The following is a 17723-nucleotide window of genomic DNA, read 5'->3' as shown; positions in this document are numbered from 1 at the left end:
ACATTGGACATGCAGCGTGTGGACGAATGTATTCCAGGCCCCGCCCGGCAGCGGGCACTAGGCAAGCGCCCTTTCAGCCGCTACATTGGCCGACTTGCGCCTGCTTTTCAGGCCCTCCTGTCACCCCTTATTGAACACACGGAACCTGCAAAACCCCATCATGGACCCTTCCCCTGGTATCACCCTCGCCACACTCTTCGCCGACTTCGGCATGATTCTTTTTGCACTGATCCTGGTACTGCTCAACGGTTTTTTCGTTGCGGCGGAGTTTGCCATGGTCAAATTGCGTGCCACCCGGGTCGAGGCCATCGCCCATAAAAACGGCTGGCGCGGGCAGATCCTGCGCACCGTGCACAGCCAGCTCGACGCCTACCTGTCGGCCTGCCAGCTGGGTATCACCCTCGCCTCCCTGGGCCTGGGCTGGGTCGGTGAGCCGGCCTTTGCGCACATCCTCGAGCCGTTGCTGGGCGCCGTGGGCGTGCAATCGCCTGAGGTGATCAAGGGCGTTTCGTTCTTTGCCGCCTTCTTCGTGATTTCCTATCTGCACATCGTGGTCGGTGAGTTGGCACCCAAATCCTGGGCGATTCGCAAACCCGAGCTGCTGTCGCTGTGGACGGCCGTGCCGTTGTACCTGTTCTACTGGGCGATGTACCCGGCGATCTACCTGCTCAACGCCAGCGCCAACGCCATCTTGCGTATCGCCGGCCAAGGGGAGCCCGGCCCACACCATGAGCACCATTACAGCCGCGAAGAACTCAAGCTGATCCTGCACTCCAGCCGTGGCCAGGACCCGAGCGACCAAGGCATGCGCGTGCTGGCCTCTGCGGTGGAAATGGGCGAGCTGGAAGTGGTGGACTGGGCCAACTCCCGGGAAGACCTGGTGACCCTGGACTTCAACGCCCCGCTCAAGGAAATCCTGGCGCTGTTCCGCCGCCACAAATTCAGCCGCTACCCGGTGTACGACGCAGTGCGCAATGAGTTCGTCGGCCTGCTGCACATCAAGGACCTGCTGCTGGAACTGGCGGCCCTGGACCACATCCCCGAATCGTTCAACCTGGCCGAGCTGACCCGCCCGCTGGAGCGCGTGTCGCGGCACATGCCGTTGTCGCAGTTGCTGGAGCAGTTCCGCAAAGGCGGCGCGCACTTCGCCCTGGTGGAAGAAGCCGACGGCAAGATCATCGGCTACCTGACCATGGAAGATGTGCTGGAAGTGCTGGTCGGCGATATCCAGGACGAACACCGCAAGGCCGAGCGCGGCATCCTCGCCTACCAGCCGGGCAAACTGCTGGTGCGTGGCGACACGCCGCTGTTCAAGGTGGAGCGCCTGCTGGGCGTCGACCTGGACCACATCGAAGCCGAAACCCTGGCCGGTTTGATCTACGACACCCTCAAGCGGGTGCCGGAAGAGGAAGAAGTGCTGGAGGTTGAAGGCTTGCGCATCATCATCAAGAAGATGAAAGGGCCGAAGATCGTGTTGGCCAAGGTGCTGTTGCTCGATTGATCAGATCAACGCAGGAGCGAGCAACTCGCTCCTGCGCCGTTGATTATGCCGGCAGCGGGGAGAAGCAGATGTCGACCTCCAAATGCGCTGCGGCAGACAAATTGACCAGCGCGTCCAGTGAGAACTTATCGATCTTGCCATTCAGGATGTTATTGAGCCGAGGCTGACTGATATTGAGCCGCTCGGCGGCCGCTTTCTGCGACAACTCCCAACTGCGAATGGTGTTGCACAGTTCCAGCAGCAACTTTGAGCGCAGCCGCATGTTGGCGGCTTGCTGCGGAGTATCCTCCAAAGCATCCCAGACACTACTGAAACGTTCGGTTTGAATTTTTGAGTCTGTCATAGGCTTAACCTAACTCCTGCAATCTGGCACGAGCCAGTTCGATATCCCGCCCTTCGGTTTTCTGTGTGGTCTTGCGCAGCGCGTGCAGCACATAGACAGCTTCCGGCCGATTGACCACATAGAAGACTCGAAACGCTCCCGATTCCTCCGTGATCCGAATCTCGCTGACGCCCCTCCCGATAGTTTTCATCGGCTTGCAATCAAAAGGCTGTTCACCCTGTTGCAAAAGATCCAACTGAAAACCGGCTGCCCTTCGGGCGTCGAGAGGAAACTCCTTGAGGTCCTTGAGCGAGCTACCTAGAAACACCACGTCCTTGTGCCTTGGCATTGGCTTCTCCTTTCCTGGAAAGAAAAAGCGTAATAGACGACTCAGGCGAAGGCGGTGCAGCTTTGTTTCAAGGCATAGCAAAAGCGCGATCGCACTGATGCGCTATCGAAAGACTATATCGAAACAGATATAAATCAAGTCACCTGACGGGAATCAGACAGTCGGTCGATTCCCGTTATTCAGGCGATCACGCACCCGGCACAAAGTGCTTCTGCGCCGTGCCGCGCGCGATCAGGCGGGAGATGTAGTCGAGCTTCTGCGCATCCTGGTCGATAAACCGGAAGGTCAGTTGCAGCCAGTCGCTGTCGGGCCTCGGCTCATAGGCGACGATCGCGTGCAGGTAGCCGTTGAGGCGTGCGACTTCGGCGTTGTCGCCTTGCTCAAGGTCCAGTACCGCGCTTTCCAGCACCTGAGGCAGGACTTCGCCACGACGCACCACCAGCAGTGCTTCCTTGATGCTCAGCGCCTTGATCACGCATTGCTGGGTGCCGCTGGACAGGCGCAGTTGGCCCTGACCGCGCCCACCAGCCGGCGAAGCAGCCGGAGCCGCCTGCACAGGCTGGTTGTTAAGCAGGCCGTTGCTCGGCGCTGCCACAGGGGCAGCTTTGACGGCTTCAGGCCTGCCGCCAGTCAAGGCGCTCAGGGAATCGTTGCCGAAGGCCGAGTTCATCTTGGTCGGCGCGCTGGCGACCAGCGCGTCAAGGCGGCCGACTTTGTGCAGGGCCTGTTTGACCTTGCTCAGCAACTGTTCGTTGGTGAACGGCTTGCTGACATAGCCGGAAACCCCGGCCTGGATCGCCTGGACTACGTTTTCCTTGTCGCCACGGCTGGTCACCATCACGAAGGGCATGGCCTTCAGATGGGCTTGCTCACGGCACCAGGTCAGCAATTCAAGACCGGACATCTCGGGCATTTCCCAGTCGCACAGCACCAGGTCGAAGGTCTCGCGCATCAGGATGGTTTGCGCCTTTTTGCCGTTCACCGCGTCTTCAATCTTGATCCCAGGGAAGTAGTTGCGCAGGCACTTCTTCACCAGGTCGCGGATAAACGAGGCGTCATCCACCACCAACACACTGACTTTACTCATCGACCCTTCATCCTATAAAAACTTCGGCACGCAAAACGCCTGACTGATGGCATTTTGCCAAAACTCGCTGGTCGCAGAAGGACTATATTGCTCCTGCTGCGCAAAATATTCAGATACCTCAAACGAAAACGCCCGACCAAAGGCCGGGCGTTAATTTCTCGGGCAACCTTACTTATCGTCAGATTCGCCCGGAACATTAGGGATTTGATCAGCGGTGCCTTCAACTTCAGCCTTCATACGCTTGAGCCCCATGTGCCGTACGTCGGTACCGCGCACCAGGTAAATCACCAGTTCCGAGATATTGCGCGCGTGGTCGCCGATACGCTCCAGGGAGCGAAGCACCCAGATAATGTTCAAGACCCGCGAGATAGAGCGCGGGTCTTCCATCATGTAGGTGGCCAGCTCACGCAGTGCGGTCTTGTATTCGCGGTCGATGGTCTTGTCGTACTGCGCCACCGACAACGCCAACTCGGCGTCGAAACGGGCAAACGCGTCGAGGGCGTCGCGCACCATGTTGCGTACCTGGTCACCGATATGGCGCACTTCCACATAACCGCGCGGTGCTTCGCCTTCTTCGCACAGCTGAATGGCACGGCGGGCGATTTTGGTCGCTTCGTCGCCAATGCGCTCCAGGTCGATTACCGACTTGGAGATGCTGATGATCAAACGCAGGTCAGACGCCGCCGGTTGGCGACGCGCCAGAATGCGCAGGCATTCTTCGTCGATATTGCGTTCCATCTGATTGATCTGGTCATCGATCTCGCGCACTTGCTGGGCCAGACCAGAGTCGGCCTCGATCAGCGCAGTGACGGCATCGTTGACTTGCTTCTCCACCAGCCCGCCCATCGCCAGGAGGTGGCTGCGCACTTCCTCAAGTTCGGCGTTGAACTGCGCGGAGATGTGATGGGTTAAGCCTTCCTTCGAAATCATGGTTTTGCTCCACAAAAGCTGTATGCCGCAAGCTACAAGCTGCAAGTTGATATGTGTCGTTGCATTGAACTGCTTTTACTTGCCGCTTGAAGCTTGCGGCTCGCAGCTGCTCCAACTAGCCATAACGACCGGTGATGTAGTCTTCGGTCTGCTTCTTCGCCGGATTGGTGAACAGGGTATCGGTGTCGCCGAATTCCACCAGCTTGCCCATGTACATGAACGCGGTGTAGTCGGAAACCCGCGCCGCCTGTTGCATGTTGTGGGTCACGATGACGATGGTGAACTTGGACTTGAGCTCGTAGATCAGTTCTTCGACTTTCAGCGTCGAGATCGGGTCAAGTGCCGAGCACGGTTCGTCGAGCAGCAAGACTTCCGGTTCCACGGCGATGGTACGGGCGATCACCAGACGCTGCTGCTGGCCGCCGGACAGGCCGAGTGCCGAATCGTGCAGGCGGTCTTTGACCTCTTCCCACAGTGCCGCGCCTTTCAGGGCCCACTCCACCGCTTCGTCGAGGATGCGTTTTTTGTTGATGCCCTGGATGCGCAGGCCGTAGACCACGTTTTCGTAGATGGTCTTGGGGAACGGATTCGGCTTCTGGAACACCATGCCCACACGGCGACGCAGCTCGGCCACGTCCTCGCCCTTGCGGTAGATGTTGCTGCCGTAGAGGTTGATTGCACCATCTACGCGGCAACCGTCCACCAGGTCGTTCATGCGGTTGAAGGTGCGCAGCAGCGTGGACTTGCCGCAGCCGGACGGGCCGATAAAGGCGGTCACGCGCTGCTTGGGAATGTTCATGCTGACATCGAACAGGGCCTGCTTTTCACCGTAGTACAGGCTCAGGCCTGGCACTTCGATGGCCACGGTTTCCTGGGCCAGGCTCAGGCTCTGCTTGTCGCGACCCAGGGCCGACATGTTGATGCCGTGGGTGTGGGTTTCGTGTTGCATGGTCTCACTCCGTTCGTAGCTGCCAGCTTCTAGCTGCAAGCTGCAAGATTTGAGCAAAAGCGGCTTGTAGCTTGCCGCTTGTGGCTAATAGCTTTAGCTGTCCAGCGCTTTGTATTTTTCGCGCAGGTGGTTACGAATCCACACCGCCGACAGGTTGAGCGTGGCGATCACCAGCACCAGCAGCAAGGCGGTGGCGTATACCAGCGGTCGTGCGGCTTCGACGTTGGGGCTCTGGAAGCCGACGTCATAAATATGGAAGCCCAGGTGCATGATTTTCTGGTCCAGGTGCAGGTACGGGTAGTTGCCATCCAGCGGCAGCGATGGCGCCAGTTTCACCACACCTACCAGCATCAGCGGTGCCACTTCACCGGCGGCGCGGGCCACGGCGAGGATCATGCCGGTCATCATCGCCGGGCTGGCCATTGGCAGCACGATCTTCCACAGCGTTTCCGCCTTGGTCGCGCCAAGCGCCAACGAACCTTCACGCACCGTGCGAGGAATCCGCGCCAGGCCTTCTTCGGTCGCGACGATCACCACTGGCACCGCGAGCAACGCCAGGGTCAGCGAGGCCCACAACAGGCCAGGCGTGCCGAAGGTCGGTGCCGGCAGGGCTTCGGCGAAGAACAAACGGTCGACCGAGCCGCCGAGCACATACACGAAGAAGCCCAGGCCGAACACGCCGTAGACGATGGCCGGTACGCCGGCCAAGTTGTTCACGGCGATACGGATAATCCGGGTCAGGGTGTTCTGCTTGGCGTATTCACGCAGGTACACCGCTGCCAGCACGCCGAACGGGGTCACGATCATCGCCATGATCAGGGTCATCATCACGGTGCCGAAAATCGCCGGGAAGATCCCGCCTTCGGTGTTGGCTTCCCGTGGGTCATCGCTGAGGAATTCCCAGACCTTGCTGAAGTAGAAGCCGACCTTGGTCAGCGTGCCCATGGCGTTCGGCTGGTAGGCATGTACCACTTTGCCGATGCCGATTTCCACTTCTTTGCCGTTGGCGTCGCGAGCGGTCAGGCTGTCGCGGTTGAACTGGGCGTGCAAGTCGGCCAGGCGCGCTTCGACGTCCTTGTAGCGGTTGTTCAGTTCGGCACGGCCTGAATCCATGTCCGCTTGGGCGGTAGCATCGAGCTTACCTTCCAGCTCAAGCTTGCGACCGTGCAGGCGGATGCGCTCCAACCCGGCGTTGATCGCGCCGATATCGGTTTTTTCCAGGCTCTTGAGCTGGGCAGCCAACTTGTTCACGCGGTCGACGCGGGCTTGCAGCTCCGGCCAAGCGGCTTCGCCTTCGGCGATGACCTTGCCATCCTGCTTGACGTTGACCAGCGTGCCGTAGAAGTTGCCCCACTCACGCCGCTCGATGGTCATCAGGTTGGCAGGCTTGGTCTGGTCCTTGAGCCACTCGCCGACGATCCAGGTGAAATCGTTGCCGTTCAAGTCACGGTTGCCGACCTTGATCAGCTCGCGGGTCATGAATTCCGGGCCTTGGTCCGGTACCGGCAAGCCAGCGCTTTTCAGGCGCTCGCGCGGTACTTCTTCCTTCTGTACCACTTCGCCGATGACGATATGGTTTTCCTGGCCCGGCACGTTGTAGTTGGCCTGGATCAGGTCAGCCGGCCAGAAGTGGCCCAAACCGCGCACCGCAATCACAGCCAGCAAACCAATGGTCATGATAACCGCGATGGACACCGCGCCACCGCTGATCCAGACGCCGGGGGCGCCGCTCTTGAACCATCCATTCAGGGAGTTCTGTTTCACAGACTTCTACCTTTCTTAAAGCGACGAGTATTTCTTGCGCAGACGCTGACGAATCAGCTCGGCGAGGGTGTTCATGATGAAAGTGAACAGCAGCAGCACCAGCGCCGAGAGGAACAGCACGCGGTAGTGACTACCACCGACTTCCGACTCAGGCATTTCCACCGCGACGTTGGCCGCCAGGGTGCGCAGGCCTTCGAACAGGTTCATCTCCATCACCGGAGTGTTACCGGTGGCCATCAGCACGATCATGGTCTCGCCGACGGCGCGGCCCATGCCGATCATCAGCGCCGAGAAAATCCCCGGGCTGGCGGTCAGGATGACGACGCGCGTCATGGTCTGCCATGGCGTGGCGCCCAGGGCCAGGGAACCCAGGGTCAGGCCGCGCGGCACGCTGAACACGGCGTCTTCGGCGATGGAGTAGATGTTCGGGATCACCGCAAAGCCCATGGCCAAACCGACTACCAGGGCGTTGCGCTGGTCGTAGGTGATGCCCAGGTCATGGGAAATCCACATGCGCATGTCGCCGCCGAAGAACCAGGTTTCCAGGTACGGGCTCATGTACAGCGAGAGCCAGCCCACAAACAGGATCACCGGAATCAGGATGGCGCTTTCCCAACCATCGGGCACACGCAGGCGGATCGATTCAGGCAGGCGGCTGAAGATAAAACCAGCGACCAGAATGCCAATCGGCAGCAGCATCAGCAGGCTGAAAATCCCCGGCAAATGCCCTTCCACATATGGCGCAAGGAACAGGCCGGCGAAGAAGCCGAGGATCACCGTCGGCATCGCTTCCATCAATTCGATCACCGGCTTGACCTTGCGGCGCAGGCTCGGGGCCATGAAGTAAGCGGTGTAGATCGCCGCGGCGACGGCCAGTGGGGCGGCCAGCAGCATGGCGTAGAACGCGGCTTTGAGCGTACCGAAGGTCAGCGGCGCCAGGCTCATCTTGGGTTCGAAGTCGGTGTTGGCGGCGGTCGATTGCCAGACGTATTTAGGCTCGTCGTAGTTCTCGTACCAGACCTTGCTCCACAACGCGCTCCAGGACACTTCCGGGTGTGGGTTGTCCAGTAGCAGCGGTTGCAGCTTGCCACCGGCTTCGACGATCACACGGTTGGCGCGTGGCGACATGCCGAACACACCCTGGCCATCGACCACCGGGTCCACCAGCAAGGTGCGATGCGCCGTGCTGTGGAACACGCCGAACTTGCCGGACGCATCGAGCGCCGTGAAGCCTTTGCGACGTTCTTCAGCGGTGATTTCCACAATCGGCGCGGTGCCCATCTGGAAGGTACGGATCTGCTTCAGGCGCTGTTCGCCATCCGGGTCGCGCGCCATGAACCACTGGGCCAGGCCACCCTTTGAGTTGCCGACGATCAGCGAGATACCGCCCACCAGCTGGGTGCTGGCGGTGATTTCGGCGTTGCCGTCTTCGAGCAGTTTGTAGCGACCGTTGAGGCTCTTGTCGCGCAGGCTGAACACATCGGCCAGGGCGCGACCGTTGATCACATACAGCCACTGCTGGCGTGGGTCGATGAAGATCGCCTTCACCGGCTCGGTCATTTGCGGCAGCTCGATGCGCTTCTGCTCGCTGGTGACTTCACCCGTCATCATGTTTTCTTCGCGGCTCAGGGCCAACACGTTCAAGTGCGAACCGGCCGAACCGGCGACCACCAGCGACGAGTCGGTGGCATTGAGGGCGACGTGTTCCAACGGACGACCGGCTTCATCCAGCACGATCGGCGTTTCGCCGTAAGGGTATTCAACCGCAGGCGTAATGGTTTTCTTGCCGTCCGGGTAGGACACCTTATAGGTATGGCGGAACACCAGGGACTGGCCATTCGACAAACCGAGGATCACCAGCGGGCTGCCCGGCTGGTCTTCACCAATGGAGGCAACACTGGTGCCTGCCGGAAGCGGCAAGTCGACACGCTTGAGCTCGGCACCCGTGTCCACATTAAAGAACAGCGCCTGGCCCTTATCGGAAACCCGCATGGCGACCTGGTTCTGTTCTTCGAGGGAGATCATCAACGGCTTGCCGGCGTCCTGGATCCAGGCTGGCGTCAGCGCGTCTTCCTTGGTCAGCGAGGCACCTTGGAACAGCGGCGCAACGACATAAGCGAGGAAGAAGAAAATCAGGGTAATGGCGCCGAGGACGGCGAGGCCGCCGATCAACACATACCAACGGGTCAGGCGATCTTTCAGCGCGCGAATACGGCGCTTGCGTTGCAGCTCAGGCGTATTGAAATCAATGCGCTTGGGGGGAGAAGTCGTCGTCATGGTGGAATTGGCCAGATCATTCATGCGCACACCCTAGCGATCCTGTATGACAGAAAGATGACAATGCAGTGACGCAAGAAATCCGCCGCGGAGCAGAGCTGGCAGCGGACTAAAAAATTAGGGGTGTAGACGGCGAGTGGGGGAGCGGTTTTGCCCGCGATGGCGTCATACGGTTTCAACTCTAAACCGCGTCGCCAGCATCGCGGGCAAGCCCGCTCCCACAGAAAAACATGCGTCTACACCAGGTCTTGCAGGCTTAGTTGCCTTCTTTCAAACCCAGGTCAGCCAGGGCCTTGGCGGCAACTTTGGCTGGCAGTGGGATGTAGCCGTCTTTGACGACCACTTCCTGGCCCTGTTTGGACAGAACCAGTTTCACGAACTCAGCTTCCAGCGGGGCCAGAGGCTTGTTCGGGGCTTTGTTGACGTACACGTAGAGGAAACGCGACAGCGGGTATTTGCCGTTCAGGGCGTTTTCTTCGCTGTCTTCGATGAAGTCAGTGCTGCCTTTCTTGGCCAGGGCCACGGTCTTCACGCTTGCAGTCTTGTAGCCGATGCCCGAGTAACCGATGCCGTTCAGCGAGGAACTGATCGACTGCACGACCGACGCCGAGCCTGGCTGTTCGTTCACGTTAGGCTTGTAGTCGCCTTTGCACAGGGCTTCTTCTTTGAAGTAGCCGTAGGTGCCGGATACCGAGTTACGACCGAACAATTGCACCGGCTTGTTGGCCAGGTCGCCGGTCACACCCAGGTCGCCCCAGGTTTTCACGTCGGCTTTAGCGCCGCACAGACGAGTAGACGAGAAGATCGCGTCGACTTGTTCCATGGTCAGGTGCTGGATCGGGTTGTCCTTGTGCACGAATACAGCCAGGGCATCCACAGCCACCGGAATAGCGGTTGGCTTGTAGCCGTACTTCTGCTCGAAGGCCGCCAGTTCGGTGTCCTTCATTTTGCGGCTCATCGGGCCCAGGTTGGAGGTGCCTTCAGTCAGCGCAGGAGGTGCAGTGGCGGAGCCGGCAGCCTGAATCTGGATGTTGACGTTCGGGTATTCCTTTTTGTAGGACTCAGCCCACAGGGTCATCAGGTTAGCCAGAGTGTCGGAACCAACGCTGGACAAGTTGCCCGAGACGCCGGTGGTCTTGGCGTAAGCCGGAATTGCCGGGTCAACACCAGCGGCCACCGCGTGGGCGGTCGCAACGCCAGCAGCGACAAAAGTCATTGCCGCCATCAAACGCTTCAGTTTCATGCCTTGCTCCTAGCAGATAGGGATAGTTGGATCGGGGCCAAGTATCGGTAGGCCGTGTGAACACTCTATGTCCGCAATGTGACAATTAGATGAAAGGCCAGCATTTATGAAAAACCTGACAGGAAGGGGAAAGATCAATAAATACGGGGCTTGCGAGGAGGTTGACGCGCTTGAAGCGGTGTTTCAGAAATACTCTGTAATCTATGACCGTTCCTACACAGCTGCGTAGGAACGATCTTCAACTATCGGCTTACCGCCCGCGCTTCCACAGGTACCCACCGACCAACGTCCCCATCACGCACAACACGGCGACATAGTAAGCAGGGCCCATGGGGCTTTCCTTCATCAGCAGCGACACCGCCAGCGGCGTCAACCCCCCAAACACGGCGTAGGCGACGTTGTAGGAAAACGACAACCCGCTGAAACGCACTACCGGTGGGAAGGCTTTCACCATCACGTAAGGCACCACGCCGATCACACCGACAAACAGACCCGTCAGGGTGTACAGCGGGAAGAGCCAGTTCGGGTGATCGATCAGGCTGTGGTAAAGCGTCCACGACGTCGCCAACAGCAACAGGCAACCGATGACCAGTACGCGGCCGGCGCCAAAGCGGTCGGCCAGGGCGCCGGAGGCGACGCAGCCGAGGCTGAGGGTGACGATGGCCAGGCTATTGGCTTGCAGCGCGATGGTCGGGCTGAAGTGATAGACGGTTTGCAGCACGGTCGGGGTCATCAGGATGACCACGACAACACCGGCCGACAGCAACCAGGTCAGCAACATCGACAGCACGATGGCGCCACGGTGGTCGCGCAACACGGCGCGCAAGGGCAGTTCGGCAGCCAGGGTTTTGCGTTGCTGCATTTCGGCGAAGATCGGCGTTTCATGCAGCCAGCGGCGCAGGTACACCGAGAGCAGACCGAACACGCCACCCAGCAGGAACGGGATTCGCCAGGCGTAATCCGACACTTGCTCCGGGCTATAAAGGGTGTTGATGGCGGTGGCCACCAGCGAGCCGAGCAGGATGCCGGCAGTGAGGCCGCTGGTCAGGGTGCCGCAGGCGTAGCCGATATGGCGCGGCGGTACGTGTTCGGAGACGAACACCCAGGCGCCCGGTACTTCGCCGCCAATCGCCGCGCCCTGGATAACGCGCATCAACAGAAGCAGGAGCGGCGCCCACAGGCCGATCTGCGCATAGGTCGGCAGCAGGCCCATGATCAAGGTCGGCACGGCCATCATGAAGATGCTCAAGGTGAACATCTTCTTGCGACCCAGCAAGTCGCCAAAGTGCGCCATGATGATGCCGCCCAACGGCCGCGCCAGGTAGCCGGCGGCGAAGATGCCGAAGGTCTGCATCATGCGCAGCCATTCCGGCATGTCGACGGGAAAAAACAGTTTTCCGACCACGGTGGCGAAAAACACAAAGATGATGAAGTCGTAAAATTCCAGCGCCCCGCCCAAGGCAGACAGTGACAGGGTTTTGTAGTCGTTGCGGGTCAGCGGGCGCGACGGTTGCGCACTGCTTGCGGGCACGGAGGACATGGCAAGGCTTCTCTTATAGTAGTGACGGCAAGCCCGGGACTTGCGGCGGGTCTGGCAAGATAGCAAATCGCTTGAAAAAGCACAGCGCCCACCGAATAACAGTTTAAAGGCGCGCGTTATTCCCCGTTCCTGCGCTTTATTAGTCATCAGAAGCACAGTTGCGGGAAAAAGCCGCATTACAGCCGCGATTTGCCGACCAAATGAGTGCCGGGAGGTCGTCTCGGCGCCAGGGTCTCGATATACTCGGCCCGTGCAAGCGCCAAACCCGCTGTCTTGACGGGCTGCTGTGCCAAAACGTCGTTGGGTGCCATCCAGCCGATTTGGCAGAGTTTCCCTTTAGTACGCCTTATGAGAAACGTATCGAGCGGTGTATGTTGGTGCTGAAACGTTTTTCCGGAAGACGGCTATCCACTTGAAATACCCATGAAGCGTCACGGGTCAGAGGCACCCTCGGCATGATCGAACTCGAACAAGAAGATCCTATCCCGCAAGGCGATCTCGCCCTGCAAATCACCGCCCTCCCGCGTGAAACCAACGGTTTTGGCGATATTTTCGGCGGCTGGCTGGTCGCGCAGATGGACCTGGCCGGTACGGCCATGGCCAGCAAGGTAGCGGGCGGACGTGTGGCCACCGTGGCCATCGATCGCATGGCGTTCCTGGTACCGGTGGCGGTGGGCGCGCAATTGTCCTTCTATACCCAGGCTCTGGAAATCGGCCGCAGTTCGATCCAGATGATGGTCGAAGTCTGGAGCGACGACCCGCTGTCCAGCGAATGGCGCAAAGTCACCGAGGCGGTGTTTGTGTTCGTCGCGATTGATGGCAGCGGCCGCACGCGTTCAGTGCCGTCACGCGCACGTTAAACCTCGCCGGGTTTTGACGGTCAATTGCCCCATTGCCTGCCATAAAGAGTGCTCTGTATGCCTACGCCCCACGTTGAAACCGTGAAAATCGACGAGCTGGACTGCTGGCGCATCCGTCACAACGGCGCCGAACTGCTGGTGGCCCAACAGGGCGCACATATCTTCAGTTACCAGCGTCAGGGCGAGCAGCCGTTGATCTGGCCGAACCCCGAGGCGGTGTTCAAGCAGGGCAAAGGCATTCGTACCGGCGTGCCGGTGTGCTGGCCGTGGTTCGGCGTGTTCGACCGCAACCCGCAAAGCGTACAAACGATGCGCCAGAGCGATCAACCTGCCGGCGCCCACGGTTTTGTACGGACTGCACGCTGGGAATTGGCCGGGACCACGATTGAAGGCGATGCAGTGCGCGTAGACCTGGTATTGCCAGTGCCTGCAGGCGGTTTCCCCGGCTGGCCCCATCAGGTCGACCTGAAGCTGAGCCTGTTGCTGGACGATCAACTGCATATCCAGCTGACCAGCCACAACCGTGGCACCGATACGGTAACCCTCAGCCAGGCGCTGCACACCTATTTCGCCGTGAGCGACGTGCGCAACGTACAGGTCGAAGGCCTGGACGGGCTGGCGTATATCGACACCGCCGACGGCTGGAGCAACAAACAGCAATCCGGGTTGCTGCACTTCACGGCCGAGACCGACCGTATCTACCTCAATACCCCGGCGCAGTTGAACATTGTCGATAAAGACTGGCAGCGCCGCATCCAGCTCACCAGGCAGGGCTCGAACTCGACGGTGATCTGGAACCCCTGGACCGAACGCGCCAAGGCGTTCGACGACATGGCCGATGATGGCTGGCAGGGCATGCTGTGCATCGAGACAGCGAATGTGCTGGATGATGTGGTGAGCTTGGCGCCGGGTGAAAGCCATACCTTGGGCGTAAGCATCATCAGTCTCGCCCTGTAAACCCAATCAAAAATGTGGGAGCGGGCTTGCTCGCGAATACGGTGTGTCAGCCACACATGCAGTGACTGACACCCTGCATTCGCGAGCAAGCCCGCTCCCACATTGGGTTCTGCGTCAGCTTAAAGATCCGATTCCTTCACCACCCGCACTTTCCCCGCATCCAGCGCATACGCCGCATCCGCCAAATCGTTATTCACCTTCTCCACCTTCAACGTGCCCGTGACCCACAGCGGTGTGTAGATATCATCCAGCTTCAACCCCTTGGGATAACGCACCAGCACCAACTGGTTAGGCGGCGGTGGCGGCACATGGATGCAGGCGCCCGGGTAAGGCACCAGGAAGAACAGCGTGCTGCGGCCTTTGGCATCGGTTTCCAACGGCACCGGGTAACCGCCGATACGGATGTTCTTGCCGTTCATGGCGGCCACGGTCTTGGTCGAATACATCACCGCCGGCAAGCCTTTGCTTTGCTTCAAGCCACCTTTGTCGGTGAACGTGCCTTGGGCTTCGGGGGAGTTGTGGTCGATCTCGGGCATGGCTTCGAGGGCTTTCTGATCCGACAGCGGCATCAGGTCGAGCCAATCGGTTTCTGGCAGTTCGCCAGCGTGGGCCAGGCCGGAGCCCAACAAAAGGAGAGTCAAAAGAAGGCGGCGCATGGAGAGGCTCGGCAATTACAAGTGACGAGCATTCTAGCCCTCTGCGCCTGCGCAGCGCAGAGGGCTTTGTCGCTTAATTATTTTTTACGCAGCAGACCGTAAATCACCAGCAACACGATGGCGCCGATCAGCGCACCGATAAAGCCTGCGCCTTGACCCGCCTGGTAGATGCCCAGGGCCTGACCGCCATAAGTGGCGACCAGGGAACCTGCGATACCCAACAGGATAGTCATGATCCAACCCATGCTGTCGTCGCCAGGCTTGAGGAAACGCGCGAGCAGACCGACGATCAGGCCGATAAAAATGGTTCCGATGATACCCATGGCATTTCCCTCTGAATTGAATGTGAGTCATGCCAAAGCCTAGTCAGGCTTTGCCATCCTGCAATCAGAGAGACGGCGGCAACCAATGGTTCCCGCCGTCCCCCGGGTTATTGCTCGGCGATCAGCGCTTCGACCTTGAGGATCTGCCCTTGCAGGGTCGCGCGGTCCTTGCAGCGCAGGTTGGCGTGGCCGACCTTGCGCCCGGCCTTGAAGGCCTTGCCGTAGTGATGCAGGTGGCAGTCGTCGATGGCGATGACTTTTTCCACCGGCGGTACAACACCGATGAAGTTGAGCATGGCGCTCTCACCGACCTTGGCCGTGGAGCCCAACGGCAAGCCCGCCACCGCCCGCAGGTGGTTTTCGAACTGGCTGCACTCGGCGCCTTCGGTGGTCCAGTGCCCGGAGTTGTGCACGCGCGGGGCGATTTCGTTGGCCTTGAGGCCACCGTCGACTTCAAAGAACTCGAACGCCATCACGCCGACGTAATCCAGCTGCTTGAGCACACGGCTGGAATAGTCTTCGGCCAGGGCCTGCAACGGATGGTCAGTGCTGGCCACGGACAGCTTGAGGATGCCGCTGTCGTGGGTGTTGTGCACCAACGGGTAGAAGCGGGTTTCGCCATCACGGGCACGCACGGCGATCAGGGAGACTTCACCGGTGAACGGCACGAAACCTTCCAGCAGGCAGGCAACGCTGCCCAGCTCGGCGAAGGTGCCGACCACATCGGCAGCCGTGCGCAGGACTTTCTGGCCCTTGCCGTCGTAACCCAGGGTGCGGGTTTTCAGCACGGCCGGCAGGCCGATGGAGGCAACGGCGGCGTCCAGGTCGGCTTGGGACTGGATGTCGGCGAACGCCGGCGTCGGGATGCCCAAATCCTTGAACATGCTCTTCTCGAACCAGCGGTCACGCGCGATGCGCAAGGCTTCGGCGCTCGGGTACACCGGTACGAACTGCGAGAGGAAGGCCACGGTTTCGGCCGGGACGCTTTCGAACTCGAAGGTCACCAGGTCGACTTCGTCGGCCAGTTGGCGCAGGTGATCCGGGTCGCTGTAGTCAGCCCGCAGGTGCTCGCCGAGTGCCGCCGCGCAAGCGTCGGGCGCCGGGTCCAGGAAAGCAAAGTTCATCCCCAGCGGGGTTCCCGCCAAGGCCAGCATGCGGCCCAACTGGCCGCCACCGATTACACCGATCTTCATCGTCAACAACCTCAGGCGATGCGTGGGTCTGGATTGTCCAGCACGCTGTCTGTCTGCTCAGCACGGAATTTTTTCAGCACCGCATGGAACTGTGGGTGCTTGGCGCCCAGGATGCTGGCGGACAACAAGGCGGCGTTGATCGCGCCGGCCTTGCCGATCGCCAGGGTCGCCACCGGGATACCGGCCGGCATCTGCACGATGGACAACAGCGAATCCACGCCCGAGAGCATCGACGACTGCACCGGCACGCCGAGCACCGGCAGGTGGGTCTTGGCCGCACACATGCCTGGCAGGTGCGCCGCACCGCCGGCACCGGCGATGATCACCTCGATGCCACGGGATTCTGCTTCATCGGCATACTGGAACAGCAAATCCGGGGTGCGGTGGGCAGAGACCACTTTCACTTCATACGGAATGCCGAGTTTTTCCAGCATATCGGCGGTGTGGCTAAGGGTGGACCAATCGGACTTGGAGCCCATGATCACGCCAACCAATGCACTCATCGTCGTGCCTCTTCTCTCTGGGCGCCCGCAGGCGCGTCAAAAAACAACAAGCCACGCGGGAAATCCGGCGTGGCTTGTTGTACGAAATTTGGCCGGTTGGACCGGCCGAAGGCCGCGCAGTATACCGTAATAATCCAGATAAACAGCCCCTGGAATGACCATCTGTCCAGCGGCGCAAACCGGCGGTTTTATTGACTTTCAGGTCAGCGAAAACACCGCCGATCAACCATGGGACTTGGAACAATGTGGGAGCTGGCTTGCCTGCGATAGCATCACCTCAATATGCCTGATGTATCGAGGTGCCCGCATCGCAGGCAAGCCAGCTCCCACATTTGATCTTCATCCCTTTCAGGTGCCTTGTGCAGCACCACCTTCCAACTTACGCCACAACAACCGCACGTTCGCCTTGCGCACCAACGCGCAGCGATACAGGCGAATTTCCAGCGGTACATGCCATTGCGGCCCGCCGCAGACCACCAGTTCACCGCGCGCCAGTTCGGCCCGCACGCTCAGTTGGGGCACCCAGGCAATGCCGAGCCCTTCCAGCGCCATGCTCTTGAGGCTGTCGGCCATGGCGGTTTCGTACACCGTGGTAAAACGCAGTGCGCGTTGGCGCAGCAACAGGTTCACCGAGCGACCGAGAAATGCCCCGGCGCTGTAGGCCAGCAGCGGCACACTGCCCTCGCCTTCCAGGTCGAACAACGGCTTGCCGTCGGCATCGGCAGCACACACCGGGAGCATTTCGGTATTGCCCAGGTGCAGCGACGGGAAGATCTCCGGGTCCATCTGCATCGCCGCATCCGGGTCGTAGAACGCCAGCATCAAATCGCAGCCGCCTTCACGCAGGGCGTGCACCGCGTCACCGACGTTGGTGGCGACCAGCCGTGTAGCAATATTCAGCCCTTCGTTACGCAGTTGCGCGATCCAGCGCGGGAAGAAGCCTAAAGCCAGGGAGTGAGCGGCCGCCACTTGCATGACTTCGCCCTGCCCGCCTTCCAAGTGATGCAAATGGCGCAGCACTTCACCGAGTTGCTCGACCACCGTGCGCGCAGTCACCAGGAACAACTGCCCCGCCGCCGTCAATTCGACTGGCGTGCGCGAGCGGTTGACCAGGGTCAAGCCGAGCGCAGCTTCCAGGCTGCGAATACGACGGCTGAACGCTGGCTGGGTAACAAAGCGCCGCTCCGCCGCCTGGGAAAAGCTGCGAGTCGCCGCCAAGGCGCTGAAGTCTTCCAGCCATTTGCTCTCAAGGTTCATCACTTCCTCCCA

At 60.1% G+C, this 17723-nt stretch carries 17 protein-coding genes; 3 read left to right on the top strand and 14 right to left on the bottom strand.

The window, feature by feature from the left end; translation table 11 throughout:
* Window positions 1–160 precede the first annotated feature (160 nt).
* Entirely contained in the window at window positions 161–1501 is a 1341-nt protein-coding gene (locus ACI77D_RS22925) for a hemolysin family protein (protein WP_053258701.1), read from the top strand.
* 43 nt (window positions 1502–1544) lie between these two features.
* On the opposite strand, the gene ACI77D_RS22920 is transcribed toward ACI77D_RS22925, so the two are convergent.
* The 9 genes from ACI77D_RS22920 to ACI77D_RS22880 all read right to left on the bottom strand — a co-directional run bounded on the left by ACI77D_RS22920 (window position 1545) and on the right by ACI77D_RS22880 (window position 11962).
* Window positions 1545–1844, bottom strand: coding sequence for a helix-turn-helix domain-containing protein (locus ACI77D_RS22920; RefSeq protein WP_064454760.1), 300 nt, complete (start codon window positions 1842–1844; stop codon window positions 1545–1547).
* Window positions 1845–1848: 4 nt separating this feature from the next.
* Complete coding sequence (locus tag ACI77D_RS22915) at window positions 1849–2172, bottom strand: type II toxin-antitoxin system RelE/ParE family toxin (protein ID WP_064454761.1); 324 nt, start codon at window positions 2170–2172, stop codon at window positions 1849–1851.
* Between the two features lie 187 nt (window positions 2173–2359).
* Window positions 2360–3259, bottom strand: a complete 900-nt coding sequence (locus ACI77D_RS22910) for a response regulator (RefSeq protein ID WP_407017546.1) — start codon at window positions 3257–3259, stop codon at window positions 2360–2362.
* A 168-nt stretch (window positions 3260–3427) separates the two neighbouring features.
* Window positions 3428–4189, bottom strand: coding sequence for a phosphate signaling complex protein PhoU (gene phoU / locus ACI77D_RS22905; RefSeq protein WP_053258703.1), 762 nt, complete (start codon window positions 4187–4189; stop codon window positions 3428–3430).
* 115 nt (window positions 4190–4304) lie between these two features.
* Entirely contained in the window at window positions 4305–5138 is an 834-nt protein-coding gene (gene pstB, locus ACI77D_RS22900) for a phosphate ABC transporter ATP-binding protein PstB (RefSeq protein ID WP_221295917.1), read from the bottom strand.
* A gap of 93 nt (window positions 5139–5231) precedes the next feature.
* Window positions 5232–6902, bottom strand: a complete 1671-nt coding sequence (pstA, locus tag ACI77D_RS22895) for a phosphate ABC transporter permease PstA (RefSeq protein ID WP_064454764.1) — start codon at window positions 6900–6902, stop codon at window positions 5232–5234.
* 15 nt (window positions 6903–6917) lie between these two features.
* Complete coding sequence (locus tag ACI77D_RS22890; protein WP_407017548.1) at window positions 6918–8951, bottom strand: ABC transporter permease subunit; 2034 nt, start codon at window positions 8949–8951, stop codon at window positions 6918–6920.
* 484 nt (window positions 8952–9435) lie between these two features.
* A complete protein-coding gene (locus ACI77D_RS22885; RefSeq protein ID WP_053258707.1) occupies window positions 9436–10422 on the bottom strand; it encodes a phosphate ABC transporter substrate-binding protein PstS in 987 nt (328 codons plus the stop codon).
* 250 nt (window positions 10423–10672) lie between these two features.
* Complete coding sequence (locus tag ACI77D_RS22880; protein ID WP_064454766.1) at window positions 10673–11962, bottom strand: MFS transporter; 1290 nt, start codon at window positions 11960–11962, stop codon at window positions 10673–10675.
* A gap of 455 nt (window positions 11963–12417) precedes the next feature.
* Here ACI77D_RS22880 and ACI77D_RS22875 point away from each other — a divergent pair, with 455 nt between their 5' ends.
* Both ACI77D_RS22875 and ACI77D_RS22870 read left to right on the top strand, forming a co-directional pair.
* Window positions 12418–12822: an acyl-CoA thioesterase gene (locus ACI77D_RS22875; RefSeq protein ID WP_003176975.1), complete on the top strand. Its 405-nt coding sequence runs from the start codon at window positions 12418–12420 to the stop codon at window positions 12820–12822.
* 57 nt (window positions 12823–12879) lie between these two features.
* Entirely contained in the window at window positions 12880–13779 is a 900-nt protein-coding gene (locus tag ACI77D_RS22870; RefSeq protein ID WP_407017545.1) for a D-hexose-6-phosphate mutarotase, read from the top strand.
* A gap of 119 nt (window positions 13780–13898) precedes the next feature.
* On the opposite strand, the gene ACI77D_RS22865 is transcribed toward ACI77D_RS22870, so the two are convergent.
* From ACI77D_RS22865 to ACI77D_RS22845, 5 genes are all read right to left on the bottom strand, one after another.
* Window positions 13899–14435, bottom strand: coding sequence for a DUF3299 domain-containing protein (locus ACI77D_RS22865; RefSeq protein WP_050784921.1), 537 nt, complete (start codon window positions 14433–14435; stop codon window positions 13899–13901).
* A gap of 77 nt (window positions 14436–14512) precedes the next feature.
* Window positions 14513–14758, bottom strand: a complete 246-nt coding sequence (locus ACI77D_RS22860) for a GlsB/YeaQ/YmgE family stress response membrane protein (RefSeq protein WP_010168336.1) — start codon at window positions 14756–14758, stop codon at window positions 14513–14515.
* A gap of 107 nt (window positions 14759–14865) precedes the next feature.
* Window positions 14866–15951: a 5-(carboxyamino)imidazole ribonucleotide synthase gene (locus ACI77D_RS22855; RefSeq protein ID WP_053258711.1), complete on the bottom strand. Its 1086-nt coding sequence runs from the start codon at window positions 15949–15951 to the stop codon at window positions 14866–14868.
* 11 nt (window positions 15952–15962) lie between these two features.
* Window positions 15963–16454 (bottom strand): 5-(carboxyamino)imidazole ribonucleotide mutase, encoded by a 492-nt coding sequence (gene purE, locus ACI77D_RS22850; RefSeq protein ID WP_003195648.1) that lies wholly within the window; start codon window positions 16452–16454, stop codon window positions 15963–15965.
* A 348-nt stretch (window positions 16455–16802) separates the two neighbouring features.
* Entirely contained in the window at window positions 16803–17711 is a 909-nt protein-coding gene (locus ACI77D_RS22845; RefSeq protein WP_064454769.1) for a LysR substrate-binding domain-containing protein, read from the bottom strand.
* Window positions 17712–17723 lie beyond the last annotated feature (12 nt).

Source organism: Pseudomonas sp. O39 (assembly GCF_045447295.1).
Classification (GTDB): domain Bacteria; phylum Pseudomonadota; class Gammaproteobacteria; order Pseudomonadales; family Pseudomonadaceae; genus Aquipseudomonas; species Aquipseudomonas antarctica_A.
Note: the sequence above shows the minus strand (reverse complement) of the source record. Positions and strands in the feature narration are given on the sequence as shown.